The organism is Vibrio sp. OPT18 (assembly GCF_015163615.1).
In the GTDB taxonomy this organism is placed as follows: domain Bacteria; phylum Pseudomonadota; class Gammaproteobacteria; order Enterobacterales; family Vibrionaceae; genus Vibrio; species Vibrio coralliirubri.
Genome location: NZ_JADDYK010000053.1, coordinates 5,396 through 27,939 on the forward strand (window position 1 = coordinate 5,396; position 22,544 = coordinate 27,939).

A 22,544-nucleotide genomic window follows, 5' to 3' on the forward strand; every position below is an offset into this window, starting at 1 on the left:
ATTTAGAATGAGCTCAAATTCAAATAATCGCCATGAGTTGGTAGAGAAGAACGTTGGCCTACTAGCGATTCTTATCGTTATTGCTATCAGTTTTGGTGCTTTAGTAGAAATTACCCCACTTATTTTCCAAAAGCAGACTACTGAACCTGTAGAAAATCTACGTGTTTACTCTGCTCTGGAAATGGAAGGTCGTGATATCTACATTCGCGAAGGTTGTAACGTATGTCACAGCCAAATGATTCGTCCTTTCCGCTCTGAAACTGAACGTTACGGCCACTACTCTGTAGCTGGCGAAAGTGTTTGGGAACACCCATTCCTATGGGGTTCTAAGCGTACTGGTCCGGATCTAGCGCGTGTTGGTGATCGTTACTCTGATGAGTGGCATCGCGTTCACCTTATCGACCCTCGTGAACTTGTTCCTGAATCAAACATGCCTGGTTTCCCATGGCTTGCTGAGAATGTACTTGATGGCAAATTGACTAAACAGAAGCTTGAAATCTTCCGTAATCAATTTGGTGTTCCTTACACAGACGAACAAATTGCTAACGCTAAACAAGATGTTGAAGGAAAAACAGAGATGGATGCAATCATCGCTTACCTTCAATCGCTTGGCCACGCAATGAAATAAGGAATAATTATGGACATTATTACATTTCAAAGTGTTTGGACTGTTACTGTTTTTGCTTGTTTCATCGGCATCGTTTGGTGGGCTTTCGGTAAAAATCGTAAGTCGCGCTTCGACGAAGATGCAAACCTAGTGTTCGCTGATGAAGCACCTGCGAAAGATAAAAATCAAGGAGTGACGAAGTAATGAGTACATTCTGGAGTATTTGGGTAACAGTAATCACAATCGGTACATTGATTGGCTGTGCAGCCTTACTTCGTTGGTGTTCCAACGATAAAACAGGTGTAGAAGAAGGTCAGGATATGGGCCATGAATACGATGGTATTCGTGAGCTTAATAACCCGCTACCTAAATGGTGGACATACCTTTTCGTTAGCACAATTGTGTTTGCAGCTGTTTATCTAGCTCTATACCCAGGCCTTGGCAACTTTAAAGGTCTACTAGGTTGGACGAGTTCAAACCAAACAGTTCGTAGCGTAGAAGAGTCTCGCTCTGCAATCGCTGCTGCGCAAGCAAACAAACAGTTAGACGCATACGCGAAAGAGCTTGATGATGCAGACACCTACTTTGGTGAAGCATTCAGAAAGCTAGCTCACGACGAAAATGGTCTACGTTCTGTCCCTGACATTGCATCAGATGCTGATGCAATCAAAGTGGGCCAACGTTTGTTCCTACAAAACTGTTCTCAGTGTCACGGCTCTGATGCACGTGGTCAGAAAGGTTTCCCGAACCTAACTGATGACGCATGGCTATATGGTGGTGAACCACAAGCTATCGTTACTACCATCATGCATGGTCGTGTCGGTCAAATGCCAGGTTGGAAAGACGCTCTTGGCGAAGAAGGCGTAAAAGAAGTAGTTAGCTACACGCTTAGCCTTTCAGGTCGTAGCGTAAACGCTCGTGAAGCAGAAGCTGGTAAAGCTCGCTTTGTAGTGTGTGCAGCGTGTCACGGTACTGATGGTAAGGGTAACCCTGCTGTTGGCGCACCTGACTTGACTGACCGTGACTGGCTATTCGGCGATTCTCGCGCTGATGTGACGGAAACAGTCATGTACGGACGTTCTGGTGTAATGCCGGCTTGGAAGGACATCCTCGGTGAGGATAAGGTTCAGCTCGTCTCTGCCTACGTCTGGAGCCTCAGCAACTCAGATAAAGAGTAACATAATAATAACAGCCCCTTCTTAAGGGGCTGTCTTTCTTTTACAGTTATAACCTTAAGTGTTTGTAAAAATTAGTTTTATTTCATTGTATATATTGAGAATAATAATATGGAACAACCTTGGTATAAGCAGTTTTGGCCGTGGTTTTTGATCTTCCTAACCGTTGGCGTTTCTATGCTAACATTGGTTCGAGTCGCGATACTTACCAACCATTCAGTTAACGTTGTCACTGAAGATTATTATAAAAAAGGTAAAGGTATTAATGTCGACATTTCGAAAGTAAATGTTGCTAAAGAGCTTGGCCTATCAGCTTCAGTTAGCGAGAAAGGTAACTCTGTTATCATTACTCTCGACAAAGGCAAACTAGACCACTTCCCTGCTATTAGCGCAATGTTCGTGCACCGAACGCTGCCTGACCGTGATTTTACTCAGCTACTGACCGCTGATGCGAGAGGCAACTACACGTTGACTCTGGACCATGAAATGCAAGGTCCATGGTTTATCGAGCTTTCTCCGCATGATTCTGAATGGTTAGTGCAAGGTCGCATGAACTTCCCTATTGATACTCCTACTCAACTAACGAACTAAAGCTTATGTGTGAATCCTGTTATCACTGCGGTGAAGATGTACCAGCGGAAACGGATTTTAAAGTAGAAATCTTAGGATCGGTGCGACCTATGTGTTGTCCGGGTTGCGAAACCGTGGCCCAGACAATCGTTGATAGCGGTTTGGTCTCTTACTACCAATATCGTACCGCTCCAGCTGAAAAAGCGGATCTAGTGCCAGAGCAACTTCTGGCACTTAGTCATTACGACAACGAAGATGTTCAATTGGAGTTCGTCCGTAACTCTGAAAACACCTCTGAAGTGACATTGTCACTAGAAGGTGTCTCTTGTGCTGCTTGTGCATGGCTTATTGAGAAGCAAGTCTCTTCAAAGTTAGGGGTTGTTAGTATTCGTGTTAATACCACGACTAACCGCGCCCTGCTCAGTTGGGACAACACTCAGACTAAACTGAGCGAGCTGTTGTCTGCAATCCATACCTTAGGCTACAAAGCCGCACCATTCGAAGCTGATCAACAAGAAGCCGCCTATCATCGTTCGATGAAGAATTATCTCTATCGTCTTGGTATTGCTGGTTTAGCAACCATGCAGGTCATGATGCTGGCTGTGGCGCTTTATCTTGAAGTCTTTGGTAACCTTGAGCCCGAATTCAAAAGTTACTTCCGTTGGGTGAGCTTAATCTTCGCAACACCGGTTCTGCTCTACTCTGCATTGCCTTTCTATATCAATGCGTGGCGTAGCCTCAAAGGTCGAACATTGGGTATGGATGTACCTGTATCGATTGCTCTGTTGTTTGCCTACGTTGCAAGTTTGGTCGCAACGGTGACAGAGAAAGGTGAAGTATTCTTCGAATCCATCTCGATGTTTACCTTCTTCTTACTGCTTGGTCGTTTCCTTGAAATGCGAGCTCGTCGTAAAGCAGCAGCTGCTAGTGGTAACCTGCTTAAGCTCGTTCCTGCTATGGCAACAACGTTAGATGGCGAACAAGTTCCGGTAAAAACCTTAAAAGTTGGCGACCAAATTCGCGTTCTCCCGGGTGAACACATTCCTGCCGATGGCAAAGTATTATCTGGCAGAGTCCATATCGATGAATCGATGCTGACTGGCGAATCTATCCATGTGGTCAAAAACGAAGGCGACACCGTCTTCGCTGGTACATTGAATGGTGATGAATCGTTTGAATTGGAAGTGATGACGTCAAAAGCGGATTCGGTTATTTCCAATATCGTTCGCCTGCAAGACGAAGCGCAATTGTCTAAACCTCGCATCGCAGAAATTGCTGATGTTGTGGCGCGATACTTTGTTGCGGTGATCTTAATCATCTCATTCGGGACTTGGTTTTACTGGCACCAAACACGACCAGAAGACGCTTTCTGGATCATGCTTTCGGTATTGGTCGCAACGTGTCCTTGTGCTCTGTCACTTGCAACACCGACGGCGATTACCTGTTCCACTTCTCGCATGGGTAACTTCGGTATTTTGCTGCGCAAAGGCCACGTATTCGAAACCTTGTGCAAAGTGAATCACTTGATCATCGATAAAACAGGCACATTGACTGAGGGTGATATTCGTATCAGCCAAGTTGAAACCTTCGCTGAACTTGATAAAGACACTTGTCTCAAAGTAGCGGCGAGCCTGGAACAACACGCTAACCACCCTATTGCGAAAGCGTTCAAGACTCATCTTTCTGATGAGATCGAAGTAGAGTCTGTCAATAACGTGATTGGTTCAGGCATCACTGGTGAGTGGAATGGCCAAGAAGTTGCGATTGGTAGTAGTGAATTCATTCTAGGTGAAGCTCAACCATCGGAAAGCAACGGCATTTACTTGTCGATGGCGGGCCGTCATATCGCGACGTTCACTTATGAAGATCCCATTCGTAAAGAAAGCATCGAGTTTATTAAGCAATTTAAAGAAGCGGGTATCAAAACAACTCTGCTTACTGGCGATTCTTTGATTAACGCGAAGCCTGTTGCTGAAGAGATCGGTATTACTGATATTGTTGCTAACGCGAAACCTGAAGATAAACTTGCTTACTTGAACTCTCGAGATGCAAGTGACATTACTATGATGGTTGGCGATGGTATTAACGATGCCCCTATTCTTGCGGGAGCCCACCTTTCAGTCGCTATGGGCGGCGGTACCGATGTGGCGAAAGCCTCTGCAGATATGGTGTTATTGGGTGATAAGCTCGATAGATTACTTAAGTCGCGTACTTTGGCATTAAAAACGCGTAAGATAATCCGTGAAAACCTAGCTTGGTCATTAGGGTATAACTTACTTATCCTTCCATTGGCTGTCGCGGGTTTGGTTGCTCCATACATTGCCGTTGTGGGCATGTCTGCCAGCTCTATTATTGTTGTGTCTAACTCGTTAAGGCTTTTAAAAGAGCAAGGTAAATAATGGAAAGTTTATACATTCTGATCCCCATTGCAATTGTACTGGTGTGCATTGCTGTTGGTATTTTTCTATGGGCGGTGAAGAGCGAACAGTTTGAAGATCTAGAACGTCAAGGTCACAACATTCTGTTTGATGAAGACGAAAAGGCTCACAACTATTCTGATAGCAAACCTGTCAATAATGAGCAAGCTAACAGCGAAAGCCAAACTAACGTAGACAAAAAGAACGATGACGCCTGATTGGATCGGAGCCTTTGTTGTTGGATTGATCGGCGCAGGCCACTGCATGGGAATGTGTGGTGGTATTGCGTCGCTTCTTTCGATTGGCAACAGTAAACCTTCCCCTGTTATTCCCCTACTTTATAACCTAGGCCGTTTACTGAGCTATGCCGTGATTGGCGGTGTGATTGGCGGTGCAATTTCTTCGATAGGTCAGCTAAGCGATTTTAACGCTCTGCTGGGTTGGCTGCGATTATTTGCTGCTGGCTTTATGATCGTCTTAGGTTTGTATATCGGTAAGTGGTGGTTCGGCTTGTTGTTCTTTGAAAAAGTCGGACAGAAGCTATGGCGCTATATCTCTCCTTTAGGTAAATCATTTCTACCATTGAAGCACCCTAGTCACGCTTTGCCGTTTGGCTTTATTTGGGGTTGGTTACCATGCGGCTTAGTTTACTCGATGCTTACGTGGGCAGCCGTATCAGGAAGTTGGTACAACGGAGCTGGTATCATGCTTGCTTTCGGTTTAGGTACGCTTCCAGCAATGCTCACAGTAGGTATGGGCGCTAATTTCCTCAAAAAACTGCAACAAGCTGACTTATTTCGCCAATTAGGCGCAATTTTAATCCTCCTTTATGGTTTCTATACCGGATATATGGCATTGCAGCTCATTATTTATACCGTATAGGCAATCTTTAAATCCGGTTTTTTTACTACCCAACTGGATAAAGGAATGCTAAAATATTGACGTATATCAAATAGTGAAAGATTGTTATGATTTCTGAAAAGCCTGTGACGAAGCGTGTTCAGTCTGGTGGCTGTGCGATCCATTGCCAGGATTGTAGTATTAGCCAGCTCTGTATTCCGTTTACTTTGAATGAATCTGAACTCGATCAACTTGATCAGATCATTGAGAGAAAAAAGCCTATTCAAAAAGGCCAAGAGTTATTTAAAGCCGGTGACGAGCTTAAATCTCTATATGCTATTCGCTCTGGAACGATCAAGAGCTACACGATTACCGAGCAAGGTGATGAGCAGATTACTGCATTCCACCTAGCGGGCGATCTTGTTGGCTTCGATGCGATTACTGGTGACCAACACCCTAGTTTCGCACAAGCGCTAGAAACTTCTATGGTATGTGAAATCCCATATGAGATTCTTGATGACCTATCAGGAAAAATGCCTAAATTGCGTCAGCAAATTATGCGCCTGATGAGTAACGAGATTAAAGGTGACCAAGAAATGATTCTGCTTCTTTCTAAGAAGAACGCGGAAGAGCGCCTTGCTGCATTCCTTTACAACCTTTCTACTCGCTTCTCTCAACGTGGCTTCAGCCCGCGTGAGTTCCGCCTAACGATGACTCGTGGCGATATTGGTAACTACCTTGGTTTGACTGTTGAAACAATCAGCCGTCTTTTAGGTCGTTTCCAAAAAGCAGACATCTTGAGCGTTAAAGGCAAATATATCACTATCGAAGATCACGATGCGTTGATGGAACTTGCTGGCGTTTCAAAAGAATAGTCTAGATATCAATGATGTAGTTCAATAATGAGCTACATCATGTTTCTCTCTTAAAACCTCTTATATTTCTCTTAATCTCTCCATAACTACGCTACATTATTTATATGTTCGGTCTGAAAAGTAGGCTTAGTTATGAGTATCTATAACAAAATTTTAGTTGTCGCAGACATTAATCACGACGAGCAACCTGCTCTAGTTCGTGCTATCCAACTTGCTAAGAAAAGCACCTCAACAAGCCACATCACTTTCTTTTTGTCGATATACGACTTCTCGTATGAAATGACATCTATGCTCTCTATCGATGAAAGAGATGCAATGCGCAAAGGCGTAATTCATCAACGCGAAATTTGGATGAATAAAGTCGCAGAACCTTACCTAGATGATTCTATTGAATTTAATGTACAAGTGGTTTGGCACAACCGCCCGTACGAAGCGATCATTGCCGAGGTGTATAGTGGCGAGCATGATATCTTAATCAAAGGTACGCGTAAGCATGATACTTTGGAATCTGTCATCTTCACTCCAACTGATTGGCATCTGTTGAGAAAGTGCCCTAGCCCAGTGCTATTGGTTAAAAACGATTTCTGGCCAGATCACGCGAAGATTTTTGCTTCAGTTCATGTTGGTTCTGAAACAGAAGCTCATTTAGAGCTTAACGATACGATGGTCGACAGATTGCTAGAGATCACCGGTCGTTTGGATGCGGAACCTTTCTTGGTGAATGCCTACCCAGTGACACCTGCGAATATCACCATTGAACTGCCAGAGTTTGATCCAACGTCTTATACCGACGCAGTTCGTGGTCATCACTTAACGGCAATGAAAGCGTTGCGCCAGAAGCACGGTATGTGTGAAGAACAAACTGTGGTTGAGCAAGGCTTGCCTGAAGATGTTATTCCTCGTGTCGCTTCTGAAAATAACGCTGCGATGGTGATCCTTGGCACAACGGGTCGTACTGGCTTGTCTGCCGTATTTATTGGTAATACAGCGGAACATGTTATCGACAAGATTAACTGTGATGTGTTGGCCCTTAAACCGTCTGGTTACGTCAGCCCACTGGACCCTAACCTTTCGAAAGGTTAAGTTAGAGACAAGTTTAACTTATAAAAAAACGCCTCAAGCATTGCTTGAGGCGTTTTTGTTTATCTAGAGCAATGCCATTCCAAATATAGAATGGCTAACATCATCTTTATCCAATCTAATGGTTAAACATTCGTTACGTCGATGAACATTGACTCATCAATGTTAGATGATGAGATTTCAGCTTCTTCGAATTCGTATGCTTTGCGGTCTTCACTACGGTCTAGTGGAAGGTTCACGAAGTCAAACAGCTCGCGGTCAGCTAGCTGGCTTGGGCTTACGTTCTGGATAGATTTGAAGATCTTCTCAACACGACCTGGCGTTTTCTTATCCCAATCAATTAGCATCGCTTTAATGTTCTGACGCTGTAGGTTCTCTTGAGAGCCACATAGGTTACAAGGAATGATTGGGAACTCTTTGTGCTCAGCGTATTTAATTAGGTCCGTTTCACGACAGTAAGTCAGTGGACGAATAACAACGTTACGACCATCATCTGAACGAAGCTTTGGTGGCATAGCCTTTAGGCGCGCACCGTGGAACATGTTTAGGAACATAGTCTCAACGATGTCGTCTAGGTGGTGACCCAGAGCGATCTTAGTTGCACCAATCTTCTCTGCGAATGAGTACAAAGTACCACGACGAAGACGAGAACATAGGCCACACGTCGTCTTGCCTTCTGGCACTTTCTCTTTAACCACTGAATACGTGTCTTTATCTACGATGTAGTAAGGAATGTTCAGTGTTTCAAAGTACTCAGGAAGAATGTGTTCAGGGAACCCAGGTTGTTTTTGATCTAGGTTTACTGCCACAACATCAAATTTGATCGGTGCTGCTTCACGTAAACGTAGCAAAATGTCTAGCATCGCAAATGAATCTTTACCGCCACTAATACATGCCATTACTACGTCATTCTCTTCGATCATGTTGTAGTCGATGATGGCATTTCCAACATTTCTTCTCAGACGTTTCTGAAGTTTGTTGAATTCAAGTGTTTCTTTTCTATTATCGTTTTGGTTCATTGCGACTCTCACACCGTCGTATTACCGACTGTAGATTGCTAGTGGGACTGTTTTAGGGCGTGGATTATACGGATTTTTATTTGATGTTGAAATAGTAACGGCAGGATAAACAAGCTGAGTAATAGAAAGATTCTGCTTTTGTTGTTAGATAAGCGCCCTAAACGGCAGAGAAACGCGGCTTCACAAGCTCTCGGTTGGTATTACAGATAAAGAGAAGCAGCCTGATCTTATTCGATGAGGCTGCTTTAAGATATGTCGCAAAAAACTTAGGGGAATGATTTCGCTAAGCTTTTACTTCACTAACAATGATTCCGTTAAAAATTATTGCGCGGGAATGTACGGCAATACGCGAACTGTTGATTCTGGTAACGTGATGCTGTCACTTCCATTTAGTTCTTCTAAGGTGAATTTCGCTCGCCCTTCTTTGATTGGTAGTTGCTTACCATTTGAAAGCTCGATGTTACCTTCCAGCTTATTAGCGAATTCCAGCGTTAGCCCTTGGATATCTGGTGTGAACCAACCAGAGAACATACCGCTGACGTCTTCAAGCATCGCCTGCATCTGTGGCAATAGGTTTTCTATTTGTGCAACTTCTACCGTGCCAGCTAAAGGCTCTTGAGTCATCACAACCAAAGAGTACGCACACTCTTGTTCTTGTGTTTGTACAAAGATAAGAGGATTCGCCGAGCGTAGGTTTTTATCTACCGGTAGAAGCAGTTCATTGGCTGGAGAGACTTTTAGCTCTTCGTAATGTTCTTCTTTTTCCATCCAAGCTTTGCTGATGTGACAGGTTTGCTGAGCTTGTTGATCAACAAAGAAGACCGCAACTTTGACATCATCATGCCCTTCTTTGGTGTTGTTTTTCAGCTGAGTATAAAGCTTAGAATACGTGAACATGTATTCTTGCGCTGAAGCAGGAAGAGAAACCCCAAGGCTTAATGAGGCTAATAAAGCGAGTGCTGTCTTTTTCATTATTATAATCTTGTCGAAGTTGAGCGTTTATAAATAGAAAGAGCAGCCAATGAGCTGCTCTTTTTGTGACATTACTTGGTATAAGCCGACTATCGAAGGCAACCAAGTTGGTATCAAAATGAGTTACTTTTTCCAGTATACCTCGTTGTGACGGATCATAGCTTGTAAATCAGTCACATAGTCGGAACCTCGCTCAGAATATTTTAACAAGCCATTGGTGAGCTCTGTCGCCGTTGCGGTTGTTAAAAGATCATCACCTTGTGCAGCAAGTTTTGCACGAATCGATCTTAGATCGGCGTAAGCGCGATTACGATTAAGGTTCATGAAGTAACGATGTACGGATTCTTGGCTTGAAGAGAAAGTTGCGACTTCATGCGAGCTACCTTCGTTACGTTGTAGCGGAACAAGGCCACAACCTTTGGTGTAACACCAATGTCCAAAATAGTTGTTGGCTTTGGTGGCGAAACGCGATGTTCCCCAAGCTGACTCATTCGCAGCTTGTGTCAGTACAAGTGCCTCTGGCAGTACATTCACGCGGTTAAGCATCTCTGTCAGCCATGCTTGATCTAAACCTTCACTAGGTACAGGTAAGCTGTATAACTTCCCTAACCTTTTCGCATAAGACGCGTCTTCAGAATCAATACTGCTTAAACCAGACTCAGAGAGCTTAGTTAAAAACGCGCGTTCTTTGGTTATACGTTTGTTTTCGATATTGATGCTCGGACGTAGGAACGAAAAGAACGTGTCCTTTTTCTCATTCACATCTTCGATGGCCGCAAAGTTTGGTGTGCTCGAAGAAACCGTCAAGTCACCAAACTGGTCTGCTGAATTGGAGCTCTGTTCTGTCGTACGTCGACGCTCTTCTTCTTGGTAAATATAAGGACCAATCAGTGAAATAGAGCCAACAAGAGCCAGTGCCGTCACTTTAAGCGCAAGTGATTTACTTGTGCTTGCCTGTGTGTCTTTATGCATCGAACACCTGTGGATTTTTGTTATTGTCGTCGTTATTGCTGTCGTTGTTATCGTCATCGCTCTTTGGACGATCTGAAGCAATCAGTTTCAACTTGATGCCAAACATCTCACGGTAAAGAATACCTTTCACGTGGAAGAAGAACGGAAGAACGAAGATTAAGCCAATGCCGTACATCATCGCAGCCACGATGAACATCAACATAACCATTAGGTAAATAGACGCGACTACAAATATCTTCTTGTTTACCGCTCTTAATGAAAGCAGCAGCGATTGCATTGGCGGCACTTTCTTATCACAAATCAGAAGAATTGAATGGCTGAACGCAAGTGAGAAGTAGATCGACAAGAACGGCAGAATCATACCTGCGATGCCTTGAAGCATTAGGCTAAACAAAGTCACTAGAATCACGGGAACCGTAAACTGCAAACCTTTACCGATGTGGCGTACTTTGGTTTGTAGGCCAGCGGCGTGGCTCATTGCCATTAAACAGATACCGGCATAGATAGGCGCACTGATCACTTCATAGCTAAAATTCGCAATAAAAATCGATTCAACGATTTGTGGCGTGAACGACTCTGGGTCGATAACCGCATCCAAGATAACCGCAGGATCACCAAGCTGTAGTTTTAGTGCGATATAAAAGATAGCGAGCTGCACAAACATCAAAGCAATAATCGCAGGGGAAAACGAAAGAAAGTGACTTATCGTATGTTTCCAAGCTTCTTGGAATACAGCCGTTGCTTTGAGCTCATAATCGCCAGAAAGTGCACGGTTGATACTACCGCCCAAATTAAAATCTTTTTCGATGTCGTTGTTCATATTGATACCTAGGTGTGCCGATTAAGCGAAGCCACCTAACTTATTGATAAAAAATTACCTTCATTATACTCATATGTCGGATACAAACTAAAATATGAATCTGTAACAAGGCTTGCTTTTGCGTCTTAATGGTTAATAATTAGACACTTGTTAGGGTGTAAACCCAGTAAATAACAGTATGGTAAAGGATGTTTACTTTTACCTGCGAAATTTTTTATCTTCGAAAGGTAAAAAATGCTTTGAATTCACGTTTTTGGTGATTATGATGCGCGCCTTAAAGGTGTATAGCAACAGGTCTCAAATAGAACCAAGGTGGAGAAAAACAGACGTTGAACGCTAAAAAATCAGTAGGAAAGCCAGTAGTACAGCTAACTGGCATCAGTAAAAGTTTCGATGGTAAGGAAGTCATCGGCAATCTGGATTTAAACGTAAATCATGGTGAGTTTCTCACGATTTTAGGCCCATCAGGTTGTGGTAAAACAACCGTGCTAAGAATGATTGCGGGTTTTGAAACGGCAGATAGTGGTCAAATATTATTAGCTGAACAAAACGTAACCCAAGTTCCTGCTGAACAAAGGCATGTAAACACTGTATTCCAAAGCTATGCCCTATTCCCGCATATGACCGTTTTCGACAATGTGGCATTTGGCTTACGCATGCAGAAAGTTCCAAACATCGAGATTGAACCTCGTGTAATGGATGCTTTGAAAATGGTGCGCCTAGAACAAATGGCACAACGAAAGCCACACCAGCTATCTGGCGGCCAACAGCAACGTATCGCAATCGCTCGTGCTGTCGTTAATAAGCCTAAAGTTCTTTTGTTGGATGAATCTCTATCTGCTCTGGATTACAAACTACGTAAACAGATGCAAATCGAGCTGAAACAATTACAACGCCAACTTGGTATCACGTTCATTTTTGTAACGCATGACCAAGAAGAAGCGCTGTCTATGTCTGACCGTATTATTGTTATGCGTGATGGCGTGATTGAACAAGATGGAACACCAAGAGAGATCTACGAAGAGCCTAAGAACCTATTTGTAGCGCGTTTCATTGGTGAAATTAACGTATTCGAAGCGACAGCGAAATCTCGTCAAGATGAAAAACGCATTGTTGCGACAATCGAAGGTGAAGAGTCCATTATCTATCACGATAAAGACGTAACACCGGGTCAAAAACTGCAAGTATTGCTTCGCCCTGAAGATCTTCGTATCGAAGAAATTAAAGAGTCTGAGCAACGCGGTATTGTTGGCCACATTGTCGAGCGAACCTATAAAGGCATGACATTAGATTCAGTCGTAGAACTTGAATCTGGTATGCGTGTCATGGTTAGCGAATTCTTCAACGAAGATGACCCTGATGTTGATCACTCACTGGGCCAAAAAGTTGCAGTAACTTGGGTTGAGAGCTGGGAAGTGGTATTAGAAGATGAGCAAGAAGTTTAATTTACAAAACGCAATTGTTGCTTTAATCACAGGTTGGTTAGTGCTGTTCGTGATGATTCCAAACATCATGATCATTGGTACTAGCTTCTTAACTCGTGATGAAGCGAACTTGATCGAGATGACCTTCACTCTCGATAACTACGTGCGTTTGGCTGACCCGCTGTATTTTAAAGTGTTGATGCACTCTTTCTATATGGCAATTGTCGCAACCCTACTTTGTTTAATTATTGGTTACCCGTTCGCTTACATCGTGGCAAAAATGCCGGCGAAGTGGCGTCCAATCATGTTGTTCCTAGTGATAGTGCCATTCTGGACTAACTCTTTGATTCGTACATACGGATTGAAAATTGTACTGGGTACGCAAGGTGTCTTGAACAAAAGCTTGTTAGCGCTCGATATCATTGATAAACCGCTACGTATCATGTACTCAGAAACCGCAGTAATGATCGGTTTAGTGTACATCCTACTTCCGTTTATGATTCTGCCGCTGTATTCAGCGATTGAAAAACTGGATGATACGTACTTAGAAGCGGCTAAAGATTTAGGTGCGAACAAACTGCAAACGCTATTGAGAGTTGTACTGCCACTAACAATGCCGGGCATTATTGGCGGCTGTTTATTAGTACTACTGCCAGCGTTAGGTATGTTCTACATCTCTGACCTATTAGGCGGAGCTAAGAACCTATTGATTGGTAACGTGATTAAGAGCCAGGTGCTCAACGCTCGAGACTGGCCGTTTGGTGCAGCAACGAGTATCGCACTGACCATGGCAATGGCTGTGATGCTGTATGCCTACTACCGAGCAGGTAAGCTATTGAACAAGAAAGTGGAGCTAGACTAATGGGTCGCACAGTTAAGTTCAGCTTTATGGCGCTGGTATACGCCTTTCTATACCTACCTATTATCGTATTGATCGCTAACTCGTTTAATGCCAATAAGTTTGGTATGAAATGGGGTGGCTTCACCACTAAATGGTATGATGCGCTTATTAACAACGACAGCCTAATGCAGGCTGCGTGGCACTCGATCAACGTAGCGGTGTTCTCTGCAACAGCCGCAACGATTGTCGGGAGCCTTACAGCAGTAGCCCTATTCCGTTACCAATTCAAAGGTAAAGGCATCGTAAATGGCATGCTGTTCATCGTAATGATGTCTCCAGATATCGTAATGGCGATTTCGCTTCTTGCGCTATTCTTGGTAATGGGTGTTCAACTTGGGTTCTTTACCCTACTTGCTGCTCACATTACCTTCTGTCTACCGTTTGTTGTAGTAACGGTATACAGTCGCTTGAATGGCTTTGATGTGAAGATGCTAGAAGCAGCAAAAGACTTAGGTGCAAGTGAGTGGACGATTCTAAAGCAGATCATTTTACCTCTTGCTAAGCCAGCGGTTGCTGCAGGTTGGTTATTGAGCTTCACTCTGTCTTTGGACGATGTGATCATCAGCTCTTTCGTAACCGGCCCAACGTATGAAATCTTACCACTGAAGATTTACTCAATGGTTAAAGTGGGTATCTCTCCTGAGGTAAACGCCCTAGCAACAGTGATGTTAGTGGTGTCGTTAATACTGGTGATCATTTCTCAGTTATTAGCGAGAGAAAAAATCAAGTAAGTCTCCTACTCTATAAAGAGACAGGCTTGGTGAGAAGTTAAAAGACTTCAAGTTCAAAAAAGTGTTAATCATAAACAGAATGGTAAATTGCCATTCTGTTTTTCTATCTACTGCCTTCGGGCAACGTTTAGTTTGGAGCTAACGTCAATGAAAAAATGGGCTACTCTATTAGCTGGTAGTGCATGTGCGCTTTCAATGTTATCTGCACCATCATTTGCAAAAGATAACAAAGAATTGGTATTCATGAACTGGGGACCTTACATCAACAGTGAGATTCTAGAACAGTTCACTGATGAAACTGGTATCAAGGTTATCTACTCGACTTACGAGTCGAACGAAACCCTGTACGCAAAGCTAAAAACACACAACAAAGGCTACGACCTAGTTGTGCCGTCGACTTACTTCGTATCTAAGATGCGTGACGAAGGTATGCTACAAAAGATCGACAAAACTAAGCTGAACAACTTCAAGAATCTAGATACTAACTACCTAGATAAGCCGTACGACCCAAGCAACGACTACTCTATTCCACACGTAGTTGCGATCACAGGTCTTGCTGTTAACACTGACATGTACGATCCAGAAGATTTCCAAAGCTGGGCTGATCTATGGAAACCTGAGCTTGAAGGTCAACTGATGATGATGGACGACACTCGTGAAGTGTTCCACATCGCACTACGTAAGTTAGGTTACTCTGGTAACACAACAAACGAAAAAGAGATCGACGAAGCGTACGCTGAGCTACAAAAGCTAATGCCGAACGTTCTAGTATTTAACTCAGACAACCCAGGCGCGCCTTACATGTCTGGTGAAGTGGGTCTAGGAATGCTGTGGAACGGTTCTGCTGCTGCTGCGCAAAACGAAGGTCTACCAATCAAACTGGTTTTCCCTAAAGAAGGCGGTATCGGTTGGGTTGATAACTTCGCGATTAGCTCTGGTGCGGTAAACGTAGAAGCGGCTCATAAGATGATCGACTTCCTACTTCGCCCTGAAATTGCTGAGCAAATCTCTCGTGATACTGGCTACCTTACAGCCGTTAAAGCGTCTAACGAGAAGTTCAAAGACAGCCCTGCGCTATTCCCATCGCAAGAAGACCTTGATCGTGTTGAATGGCAAGCTGCGGTTGGCGATAAGACAGTGAAGTACGAAGATTACTTCATGAAACTTAAAGCAGGTCAGTAATTTAGCCTATTATCTCACAACGACTAAGTAACTGGTTTACTTAACAGCCCGACGTAGATAATCAATAAGTTAAAAATAAGAATATCAATGAATAGGCAGCTTAGGCTGCCTATTTTATTATATCGCTGCTATAATATAGCGCGATTTTTCGAAATCCTTTTACCTTGGGTTCACTACCCAGCTCCAAATCAAACAAATGAACGGAACAGTAATGAAAAAAACACTGTATACCGGCGCATTGTGTGCTGCTACTTTACTTTCTACACCCTCTTTCGCAGCTGACCAAGAACTGTATTTTTACAACTGGTCTGAATATATTCCAAATGAAGTACTAGAAGACTTCACAGAAGAGACTGGTATCAAAGTCTACTACTCAACTTATGAGTCTAACGAAAGCATGTACGCTAAGTTAAAAACTCAAGGTACGGGTTACGACTTAGTGGTTCCTTCTACTTACTTCGTTTCTAAGATGCGTAAAGAAGGCATGCTTCAAGAGCTTGATAAAACCAAGCTAAGCCACTTTGCAGATTTGGATCCAAATTACTTAGATAAGCCATTTGACCCAAACAATAACTACTCAATCCCATATATCTGGGGTGCGACGGGTATTGGTATCAACTCAGACATGCTAGACAAGTCTTCAGTTAAAAACTGGGGCGACCTGTGGGATACGCAGTGGGAAGGTCAACTGATGATGATGGATGACTCTCGTGAGGTTTTCCATATCGCTCTATCTAAACTGGGCTACTCTCCAAACACGACTAACCCTGAAGAAATCAAAGAAGCCTACGAAGAACTTCGTAAGCTAATGCCAAACGTATTGGTATTTAACTCAGATTTCCCAGCAAACCCTTACCTAGCAGGTGAAGTGTCACTTGGTATGCTTTGGAATGGCTCTGCTTACATGGCACGCCAAGAAGGCGCAACGATTGACATCATCTGGCCAGAAAAAGGCGCTATCTTCTGGATGGACAGCCTAGCAATTCCAGCAGGTGCTAAGAACACTGAAGCGGCTCATAAGATGATCGACTTTCTTCTTCGCCCAGAGAACGCTGCGAAAATTGCTCTAGAGATCGGTTACCCGACACCAGTTAAAACCGCTTACCCTCTTCTTCCTAAAGAATTTGCTGAAGACAAGAACGTTTTCCCACCACAATCAGTGATGGATAACGGTGTTTGGCAAGACGAAGTTGGTGAAGCGAGTGTCATTTATGACGAGTACTTCCAAAAACTTAAAGTAAACAACTAGATTGTTACTGACAGGTTAATAAAGCGGCGTAAGCCGCTTTATTTTTATCTATACTTTATATAGGATGGCATTAAACGACATGGAGTGCGTTATAATATGCCAGCGAACCCGATATTATTGGTTGTGACTCTGATGCTTCTTGCGTCATTCTTGATGCTTGGTCTCAGTTCATTTATCCATATCGATTCAAATTACGATCTGTTTTTCGAAACAAACACGCTCGTGATTACCATGTATATCTATTACGTTGCTCGACATGCCATTCGTCCCCACAAGATCCTTCGCTGTGGCGCACGCCTTCTTATTTTCAACCTATTCTATGATGTGACTACTGAGCTCAAATATCTCGATGAATGGGCAGATAGAAACGAATTACTCGATACGTTTCTTGAAGATGGTTTATTGCAGATCGCCTTCCTACTTATCGCTTACGGTATTACTGAACTGACAACCAAATTGAAAGATCAGGGCAAGCAAGATGAGCTAACAGGTTTATACAATCGTAAGAAGTTCGACGCGATTCAGCTGCAGGAATTCGAATTAATCTACTTTGATTTGGATGGATTAAAGAAAATCAATGACCGCAAAGGGCATCAAGTCGGCGATCTGATGATCGTTCGTTTCTCTCAAGCGCTCAGCCAAGCTGCACTTGAAGATGAAATGGTCTTTAGGGTTGGAGGCGATGAGTTTGTTGCGACAGCGCAGCTTGGTCGTGGAGGCGAGTTTGTTAATCAACTTACTAACCTACTGCATGGAGAAAACATCAGTTTCTCTTACGGAATTGAAGTGACCAATCAAGATAACTTCAAACAGGCGCTTATTGAGTCCGATAAGGCGATGTACGAGATGAAGAAAGCTCAACGAACATAATCGAACCTTGCTTTAATGCCCGCTTCTGCCTTACGACACTTGTATTAGCACAAGCCGTAAGTAGAAACAAAAAAGCAAACATACATGTGACTCTAAGGTTCTTAAAGCCGATGTACATTTGCCATTTATAACGGATTAGGAAGTTTTAAGCCGTTATAGAGCCCTTCTCTGAACATAACAGCTCGCCAACCAGTTTAGGCACCTCAATACTTGCCTTACCATAACGCTTCTCTTCAAATTCACTTTCAACCGCACTAGGTTCGAGGTTTATCTCGATAGTATGTGCACCATGCATTTTCGCATCGTGAACAAAGCCTGCCGCTGGATAAACAACCCCTGAAGTTCCGATAGAGATAAACAGATCCGCTTCTTCGAGTGCTGAATAGATGTCACCCATTCGTAACGGCATCTCGCCAAACCACACAATATGAGGACGCATCTGCGCTGGAATTTGACAGCAATGACAGAGTTCACCGGTTTCGATGTCACCTTTATGTTCGATAACTTGATTCGATTCACTGCAACGTGCTTTCAAAAGTTCGCCGTGCATGTGAATAATGTTGTTGCTACCGCCTCTCTCGTGCAGGTTGTCGATGTTCTGAGTGATGATTGTTACTTTGCCATCAAGTTTGTCTTCGAGCTCACCTAGCGCCTTATGGGCGGAATTTGGTTGAATGCTCTCACCTTGTAAGCCATGGCGACGCTTGTTATAGAATGCTTGAACCAAGTCGGGATCTTTCGCAAACCCTTCTGGGGTCGCGACATCTTCGATTTTATGGTTTTCCCATAGCCCGTCTTGTGCTCGGAATGTTTGTATCCCCGACTCCGCAGAGATGCCAGCGCCAGTAAGAATTACGATATTTCGATATGGGAAATGCATACAACGTCCTTTTCAATATGTCACTTTGTAACAGCTTAGCACTGTTCAAATTCCAACAATAGTTTTAGGGATTAGACCATAGTCTTAGGCAACTGAATTCATTGGCTATTTGTGACATAACTCGCTTGATGGATGCTACCGTTGTTACTAAAACTCTCTGTTTTGCTTTTCATTGAAACAAAAAAAGCGACCGAAGCCGCTTAGTTCTGTTTAACTGATGCCTACTTGATGAGCCTAAACCCATCAAAGTGAACGACGTTAGTCTTCGTTGATAGACGAGATCTTATGGATTGAAAGATCCGCGCCGTTGAATTCGTCTTCTTCACTTAAGCGTAGGCCTGTTAGTTTGCTCAACACACCATAAACAATCATTGCGCCAATCAAAGCCACAGCAATGCCCGCCAGTGTGCCGACCACTTGAGAAGCAAAGCTCACGCCCCCTAGCCCCCAGAATGTTTGTGAACCGAAGATACCTGCTGCTATGCCACCCCAAGCACCACATACGCCGTGTAGAGGCCACACACCGAGTACATCATCGATCTGTGTTTTGTTTTGCATGTAAGTAAATAGGTAAACAAATAGCGCGCCTGCCACGCCGCCCGTCACCAAAGCGCCAAGTGGGTGCATCAAATCTGAGCCCGCACAAATAGCAACGAGACCAGCCAAAGGACCATTGTGGATGAAGCCCGGGTCATTTTTACCTGCAATTAGAGCCGCAAGGATACCGCCAACCATTGCCATGAGAGAGTTCATCGCCACTAGGCCGCTGATGCCGTTGATTGCTTGTGCAGACATCACGTTAAAGCCGAACCAACCCACACATAAGATCCAAGAGCCTAGCGCTAAGAATGGGATATTCGATGGTGCGAAGTTGGTGTGTTTACCCGCACGGATTCGACCTTTACGCATCCCTAAGAAGTAAACTGCGACCAAAGCAATCCAACCACCTACGCCGTGAACTACAACAGAGCCTGCGAAGTCATGGAATCCATAACCAAACTGACCTTCTAGCCAATCTTGGAATCCAAAGTTGCCGTTCCAAATGATGCCTTCAAAAAATGGATAGATGAAACCAACCGTAAACAGTGTCGCAATCAAAATTGGGTAGAAACGTGCACGCTCTGCGATACCGCCTGAAACGATCGCTGGGATTGCAGCTGCGAATGTCATAAGGAAGAAGAACTTAACCAGCTCATATCCGTTGCCTTGCGACAGTGTTTCTGCGTCTGCAAAAAAGTGTGCACCGTAAGCAACCCAGTAACCGATAAAGAAGTAAGCAATGGCGGAGACACCAAAATCCGACAGGATCTTAACGAGCGCGTTTACTTGGTTCTTCTTTCGAACGGTACCGACTTCTAGAAATGCGAAGCCAGCGTGCATCAAGAAAACCATGATGGCACCGAGTAATAGGAATAAAGTATCTGAACTTTGGGTAAGGGTTTGTACTGCACTATGAACTTGAGTCACCGTTTCACTCATTAAAGCATTCTCCTTCGCTTTATCTGATTTGCACTGATATCGTGCGATTCAATGTTGTAATTAATTAAAGACTCAACAGTGAACGCAAGATGCGTTCCAAGTGTGAAGGGTAATTTTCGTGCAACAGGTTCTGCTTTTAAATTATTGATTAATAGCGCATAAATTTATTAGTGCACTTTCTTGGTTCTTAATAAGCGTAAAAATGGAAACAAGAATTGCACCAATTAAGGGAGTTGCACCATATTGAAGCGGTCAATACCATGCTTCATTCAGTTTTGTTGCTGATTAGAAACAAAAAGCCCAATGACCGAAATCATTGGGCTTTCAAAAGGACTATTGTGCTAGATAATTCGCTATCTAGTGAGTCTATGCTCGACTACAAGTTTGGACCTGTTGTCGGGTTTTGCGGTAGGTTTTGACTCAAACGCTGCATACCTTGATACATACGAATAAACCAAACCACAATCGCAACACCACCAAACAACATGCCTACATACGGGATGTAGTAAGCGATGTCATCGATAATGTGGTTTTGATACCAGTAATCGTTCACACCGATCAACACGCCATTAGAGGTTGCTACGGTCACGATAAGCACAACAAAGAACGTCAGGTTCAAGAAGAACGAGCGAATCAAACCGTAGTAATGCGTATCCACTACTTCGCCGTCTTCACCTTTATCTAAACGATAGCCCGCGTAGATGATGGCAACCACACCAGAGAGAAGACAAGTAAATGGCGTAAAGCAGCTTAGTATGTAAGCGACCCAAATACCTTTATGAGGTTTGTTCATTCTTATTCACCCCTTCCGTTTTCTCTGTTGCTGCGTTAGCACTTTGTTCAACGCCGTTTTTCTCTTGTTCCATCACTTCTTTGTACCAAAGGTCATGGTGCTCTTTTGCCCAAGTTTCATCAACTTCGCCTGTTACCATGCCTTCCAGTGCACCTTCCATACCGAACAAGCCGATGTAGATGTGGAACACGAAACCACAGATAAGGATCAAAGCAGCCAACATGTGGACTAAGTTTGAAAGCTCCATATCACGACGTGTTTGACCGAAGATTGGGAAGTCTAAAACCAAGCCACTGATCGCAGCGACACTACCCATAACAATCAATAGCCAAAACAGCGCTTTCTCACCCGCGTTCGAAAACTCAGCAGATGGATGAGAACCTTTATGTTTCCCTACCATGCCGCCCAGTTTCATGAACCACTGGATATCGACCATCTTGAAGATAGACTTGCGCCACCACTTGATAAGAACAGCCATCAACAGCACATAGAAAATCGGGCCGATGTAGTTGTGGTATTGCTTGGCCAGTAGAACGATGAAGCCCCATAGATCCGTTGGAATGTACGGCTTCAAGAAGTGCTTACCGTAAACCAACATCAAACCACTGAACGCCAGTGTTAAGAAGGTAAACGCCATACTCCAGTGCAAGGCACGGTCTAGTCGAGACCAACGTTTGATCTTACGACCGGTTCTTGGCGCGCTTAGCATTAGCGGGCCAATCACAACGTACATCAAAGTCACGAAAGCAATACTGCCAAAGATAGCGACCGCACCGGCTGGTGACATCCACTTCTCTTTCAATATGTACCACGTTTGACCTGGAGTACTGATTAACACACCGTGCTCAGCTGATTGAGATGTGGTGTAACCTTCCTCACCATTTCTTACTTGTCGCCAAAAATCGGCACCAGCAAGCTGTGTGATTTCTCGTTGAGCAGAGCTCGATTGAGTTTGTGATGAGTTCGTCTCAGATGCATGACTCATAGGAGAAAGCATTGTCAGTGCTGCCAACATTGGCAGCACAACAAGGAAGAGACGCTTAAACATTGTAAGCATATGTCTCTCCTACTTAGCTCTTAGTCGCATCGTAAGAAAGGTCGTTGCCGTCTGTCCAACCTGCACCTTTCGCACCACGTTCAACTACACGCTGACGGAAAACATCAGAAACTTTCTCTGCATCACCCGCTAACAGTGCTTTGGTTGAACATAAAGAAGCACACATTGGTAGTTTGCCTTCAGCAATACGGTTCGCACCGTACTTCTGACGCTCTTCAACAGAACCAGGCTCTGTTTCAGGGCCACCTGCACAGAATGTACATTTGTCCATCTTACCGCGCTCACCAAACGCTTCCTGTTTAGGGAATTGAGGTGCGCCAAACGGACAAGCAAACAAGCAGTAACCACAACCGATACACAGATCTTTATTGTGAAGTACGATGCCGTCTTCTGTATGTTCAAAACAGTCTGCAGGACACACTGCCATACATGGTGCATCAGTACAGTGCATACACGCTACTGAGATTGAGTTTTCACCCGGTTCGCCATCGTTTAGTGTTACAACGCGACGACGTTGAATACCCCATTCTAGAGCATCATCATTTTCATTCTTACATGCAGTGACACAACCGTTACATTCGATACAACGCTTGGTGTCACAAAGAAATTTCATTCTAGCCATTTTAAGACT

24 protein-coding genes are annotated in these 22,544 nt (G+C 43.8%); 15 read left to right on the forward strand and 9 right to left on the reverse strand.

Annotated features, from left to right (window positions below; translation table 11 throughout):
* Nucleotides 1-7 precede the first annotated feature (7 nt).
* The 9 genes from ccoO to uspE all read left to right on the forward strand — a co-directional run bounded on the left by ccoO (nucleotide 8) and on the right by uspE (nucleotide 7,567).
* Entirely contained in the window at nucleotides 8-628 is a 621-nt protein-coding gene (gene ccoO, locus IQQ51_RS13205) for a cytochrome-c oxidase, cbb3-type subunit II (RefSeq protein ID WP_017059643.1), read from the forward strand.
* A 9-nt stretch (nucleotides 629-637) separates the two neighbouring features.
* Complete coding sequence (locus IQQ51_RS13210; protein WP_004733679.1) at nucleotides 638-811, forward strand: CcoQ/FixQ family Cbb3-type cytochrome c oxidase assembly chaperone; 174 nt, start codon at nucleotides 638-640, stop codon at nucleotides 809-811.
* On the forward strand, nucleotides 811-1,785 hold the full coding sequence (gene ccoP / locus IQQ51_RS13215) for a cytochrome-c oxidase, cbb3-type subunit III (RefSeq protein WP_017063857.1): 975 nt from the start codon (nucleotides 811-813) through the stop codon (nucleotides 1,783-1,785). The genes IQQ51_RS13210 and ccoP overlap by 1 nt, the downstream gene beginning before the upstream one ends.
* 108 nt (nucleotides 1,786-1,893) lie before the next feature.
* Nucleotides 1,894-2,373, forward strand: a complete 480-nt coding sequence (locus IQQ51_RS13220; protein WP_017059641.1) for a FixH family protein — start codon at nucleotides 1,894-1,896, stop codon at nucleotides 2,371-2,373.
* 5 nt (nucleotides 2,374-2,378) lie between these two features.
* Complete coding sequence (locus IQQ51_RS13225; protein WP_029235846.1) at nucleotides 2,379-4,751, forward strand: heavy metal translocating P-type ATPase; 2,373 nt, start codon at nucleotides 2,379-2,381, stop codon at nucleotides 4,749-4,751.
* Entirely contained in the window at nucleotides 4,751-4,987 is a 237-nt protein-coding gene (gene ccoS / locus IQQ51_RS13230) for a cbb3-type cytochrome oxidase assembly protein CcoS (RefSeq protein ID WP_193841311.1), read from the forward strand. The genes IQQ51_RS13225 and ccoS overlap by 1 nt, the downstream gene beginning before the upstream one ends.
* On the forward strand, nucleotides 4,977-5,651 hold the full coding sequence (locus IQQ51_RS13235; RefSeq protein ID WP_017059638.1) for a sulfite exporter TauE/SafE family protein: 675 nt from the start codon (nucleotides 4,977-4,979) through the stop codon (nucleotides 5,649-5,651). Before ccoS ends, IQQ51_RS13235 begins: the two co-directional genes overlap by 11 nt.
* 86 nt (nucleotides 5,652-5,737) lie before the next feature.
* Nucleotides 5,738-6,484, forward strand: a complete 747-nt coding sequence (locus tag IQQ51_RS13240; RefSeq protein WP_017059637.1) for an FNR family transcription factor — start codon at nucleotides 5,738-5,740, stop codon at nucleotides 6,482-6,484.
* 132 nt (nucleotides 6,485-6,616) lie between these two features.
* Complete coding sequence (gene uspE, locus IQQ51_RS13245) at nucleotides 6,617-7,567, forward strand: universal stress protein UspE (RefSeq protein WP_017070547.1); 951 nt, start codon at nucleotides 6,617-6,619, stop codon at nucleotides 7,565-7,567.
* 122 nt (nucleotides 7,568-7,689) lie between these two features.
* On the opposite strand, the gene ttcA is transcribed toward uspE, so the two are convergent.
* The 4 genes from ttcA to IQQ51_RS13265 form a co-directional block, all read right to left on the reverse strand.
* Nucleotides 7,690-8,583 (reverse strand): tRNA 2-thiocytidine(32) synthetase TtcA, encoded by an 894-nt coding sequence (gene ttcA / locus IQQ51_RS13250; protein WP_017059635.1) that lies wholly within the window; start codon nucleotides 8,581-8,583, stop codon nucleotides 7,690-7,692.
* A gap of 321 nt (nucleotides 8,584-8,904) precedes the next feature.
* A complete protein-coding gene (locus tag IQQ51_RS13255; RefSeq protein ID WP_193841312.1) occupies nucleotides 8,905-9,555 on the reverse strand; it encodes a DUF2987 domain-containing protein in 651 nt (216 codons plus the stop codon).
* A 123-nt stretch (nucleotides 9,556-9,678) separates the two neighbouring features.
* On the reverse strand, nucleotides 9,679-10,527 hold the full coding sequence (locus IQQ51_RS13260; RefSeq protein WP_193841313.1) for a glucosaminidase domain-containing protein: 849 nt from the start codon (nucleotides 10,525-10,527) through the stop codon (nucleotides 9,679-9,681).
* Entirely contained in the window at nucleotides 10,520-11,347 is an 828-nt protein-coding gene (locus IQQ51_RS13265; protein ID WP_048612081.1) for a hypothetical protein, read from the reverse strand. Before IQQ51_RS13265 ends, IQQ51_RS13260 begins: the two co-directional genes overlap by 8 nt.
* A gap of 329 nt (nucleotides 11,348-11,676) precedes the next feature.
* Here IQQ51_RS13265 and potA point away from each other — a divergent pair, with 329 nt between their 5' ends.
* The 6 genes from potA (at nucleotide 11,677) to IQQ51_RS13295 (ending at nucleotide 17,704) form a co-directional block, all read left to right on the forward strand.
* On the forward strand, nucleotides 11,677-12,792 hold the full coding sequence (potA, locus tag IQQ51_RS13270; RefSeq protein WP_048615947.1) for a spermidine/putrescine ABC transporter ATP-binding protein PotA: 1,116 nt from the start codon (nucleotides 11,677-11,679) through the stop codon (nucleotides 12,790-12,792).
* On the forward strand, nucleotides 12,776-13,633 hold the full coding sequence (gene potB, locus IQQ51_RS13275) for a spermidine/putrescine ABC transporter permease PotB (protein WP_050649078.1): 858 nt from the start codon (nucleotides 12,776-12,778) through the stop codon (nucleotides 13,631-13,633). Before potA ends, potB begins: the two co-directional genes overlap by 17 nt.
* Complete coding sequence (potC, locus tag IQQ51_RS13280) at nucleotides 13,633-14,403, forward strand: spermidine/putrescine ABC transporter permease PotC (protein WP_004733706.1); 771 nt, start codon at nucleotides 13,633-13,635, stop codon at nucleotides 14,401-14,403. The genes potB and potC overlap by 1 nt, the downstream gene beginning before the upstream one ends.
* 147 nt (nucleotides 14,404-14,550) lie before the next feature.
* Complete coding sequence (locus tag IQQ51_RS13285) at nucleotides 14,551-15,585, forward strand: extracellular solute-binding protein (protein WP_017059628.1); 1,035 nt, start codon at nucleotides 14,551-14,553, stop codon at nucleotides 15,583-15,585.
* Between the two features lie 211 nt (nucleotides 15,586-15,796).
* Nucleotides 15,797-16,834: an extracellular solute-binding protein gene (locus IQQ51_RS13290; protein ID WP_017059627.1), complete on the forward strand. Its 1,038-nt coding sequence runs from the start codon at nucleotides 15,797-15,799 to the stop codon at nucleotides 16,832-16,834.
* Nucleotides 16,835-16,918: 84 nt separating this feature from the next.
* Nucleotides 16,919-17,704 carry a GGDEF domain-containing protein gene (locus IQQ51_RS13295; protein ID WP_193841314.1) on the forward strand — a complete coding sequence of 262 codons (786 nt, stop codon included), beginning with the start codon at nucleotides 16,919-16,921 and terminating at the stop codon, nucleotides 17,702-17,704.
* Between the two features lie 145 nt (nucleotides 17,705-17,849).
* On the opposite strand, the gene cobB is transcribed toward IQQ51_RS13295, so the two are convergent.
* From cobB to fdh3B, 5 genes are all read right to left on the reverse strand, one after another.
* On the reverse strand, nucleotides 17,850-18,584 hold the full coding sequence (gene cobB, locus IQQ51_RS13300) for a Sir2 family NAD+-dependent deacetylase (RefSeq protein ID WP_193841315.1): 735 nt from the start codon (nucleotides 18,582-18,584) through the stop codon (nucleotides 17,850-17,852).
* A gap of 258 nt (nucleotides 18,585-18,842) precedes the next feature.
* Complete coding sequence (locus IQQ51_RS13305; protein WP_048610990.1) at nucleotides 18,843-20,063, reverse strand: ammonium transporter; 1,221 nt, start codon at nucleotides 20,061-20,063, stop codon at nucleotides 18,843-18,845.
* A 376-nt stretch (nucleotides 20,064-20,439) separates the two neighbouring features.
* Nucleotides 20,440-20,856 (reverse strand): hypothetical protein, encoded by a 417-nt coding sequence (locus IQQ51_RS13310; protein ID WP_017059624.1) that lies wholly within the window; start codon nucleotides 20,854-20,856, stop codon nucleotides 20,440-20,442.
* Entirely contained in the window at nucleotides 20,840-21,913 is a 1,074-nt protein-coding gene (locus IQQ51_RS13315; protein ID WP_012603931.1) for a formate dehydrogenase subunit gamma, read from the reverse strand. Before IQQ51_RS13315 ends, IQQ51_RS13310 begins: the two co-directional genes overlap by 17 nt.
* 13 nt (nucleotides 21,914-21,926) lie before the next feature.
* Nucleotides 21,927-22,535 (reverse strand): formate dehydrogenase FDH3 subunit beta, encoded by a 609-nt coding sequence (gene fdh3B, locus IQQ51_RS13320; RefSeq protein WP_004742271.1) that lies wholly within the window; start codon nucleotides 22,533-22,535, stop codon nucleotides 21,927-21,929.
* Nucleotides 22,536-22,544 lie beyond the last annotated feature (9 nt).

Coding starts and splice junctions, on each gene's coding strand:
- IQQ51_RS13310 (WP_017059624.1), bottom strand. CDS start 20,856: ATGAACAAACCTCATAAAGGTATTTGGGTCGCTTACATACTAAGCTGC.
- fdh3B (WP_004742271.1), bottom strand. CDS start 22,535: ATGGCTAGAATGAAATTTCTTTGTGACACCAAGCGTTGTATCGAATGT.
- cobB (WP_193841315.1), bottom strand. CDS start 18,584: ATGCATTTCCCATATCGAAATATCGTAATTCTTACTGGCGCTGGCATC.
- ttcA (WP_017059635.1), bottom strand. CDS start 8,583: ATGAACCAAAACGATAATAGAAAAGAAACACTTGAATTCAACAAACTT.
- IQQ51_RS13260 (WP_193841313.1), bottom strand. CDS start 10,527: ATGCATAAAGACACACAGGCAAGCACAAGTAAATCACTTGCGCTTAAA.
- IQQ51_RS13210 (WP_004733679.1), top strand. CDS start 638: ATGGACATTATTACATTTCAAAGTGTTTGGACTGTTACTGTTTTTGCT.
- uspE (WP_017070547.1), top strand. CDS start 6,617: ATGAGTATCTATAACAAAATTTTAGTTGTCGCAGACATTAATCACGAC.
- IQQ51_RS13265 (WP_048612081.1), bottom strand. CDS start 11,347: ATGAACAACGACATCGAAAAAGATTTTAATTTGGGCGGTAGTATCAAC.
- potC (WP_004733706.1), top strand. CDS start 13,633: ATGGGTCGCACAGTTAAGTTCAGCTTTATGGCGCTGGTATACGCCTTT.
- IQQ51_RS13305 (WP_048610990.1), bottom strand. CDS start 20,063: ATGAGTGAAACGGTGACTCAAGTTCATAGTGCAGTACAAACCCTTACC.
- IQQ51_RS13220 (WP_017059641.1), top strand. CDS start 1,894: ATGGAACAACCTTGGTATAAGCAGTTTTGGCCGTGGTTTTTGATCTTC.
- IQQ51_RS13255 (WP_193841312.1), bottom strand. CDS start 9,555: ATGAAAAAGACAGCACTCGCTTTATTAGCCTCATTAAGCCTTGGGGTT.
- IQQ51_RS13240 (WP_017059637.1), top strand. CDS start 5,738: ATGATTTCTGAAAAGCCTGTGACGAAGCGTGTTCAGTCTGGTGGCTGT.
- IQQ51_RS13315 (WP_012603931.1), bottom strand. CDS start 21,913: ATGCTTACAATGTTTAAGCGTCTCTTCCTTGTTGTGCTGCCAATGTTG.
- potB (WP_050649078.1), top strand. CDS start 12,776: ATGAGCAAGAAGTTTAATTTACAAAACGCAATTGTTGCTTTAATCACA.
- IQQ51_RS13225 (WP_029235846.1), top strand. CDS start 2,379: ATGTGTGAATCCTGTTATCACTGCGGTGAAGATGTACCAGCGGAAACG.
- IQQ51_RS13285 (WP_017059628.1), top strand. CDS start 14,551: ATGAAAAAATGGGCTACTCTATTAGCTGGTAGTGCATGTGCGCTTTCA.
- ccoS (WP_193841311.1), top strand. CDS start 4,751: ATGGAAAGTTTATACATTCTGATCCCCATTGCAATTGTACTGGTGTGC.
- IQQ51_RS13235 (WP_017059638.1), top strand. CDS start 4,977: ATGACGCCTGATTGGATCGGAGCCTTTGTTGTTGGATTGATCGGCGCA.
- IQQ51_RS13290 (WP_017059627.1), top strand. CDS start 15,797: ATGAAAAAAACACTGTATACCGGCGCATTGTGTGCTGCTACTTTACTT.
- ccoO (WP_017059643.1), top strand. CDS start 8: ATGAGCTCAAATTCAAATAATCGCCATGAGTTGGTAGAGAAGAACGTT.
- ccoP (WP_017063857.1), top strand. CDS start 811: ATGAGTACATTCTGGAGTATTTGGGTAACAGTAATCACAATCGGTACA.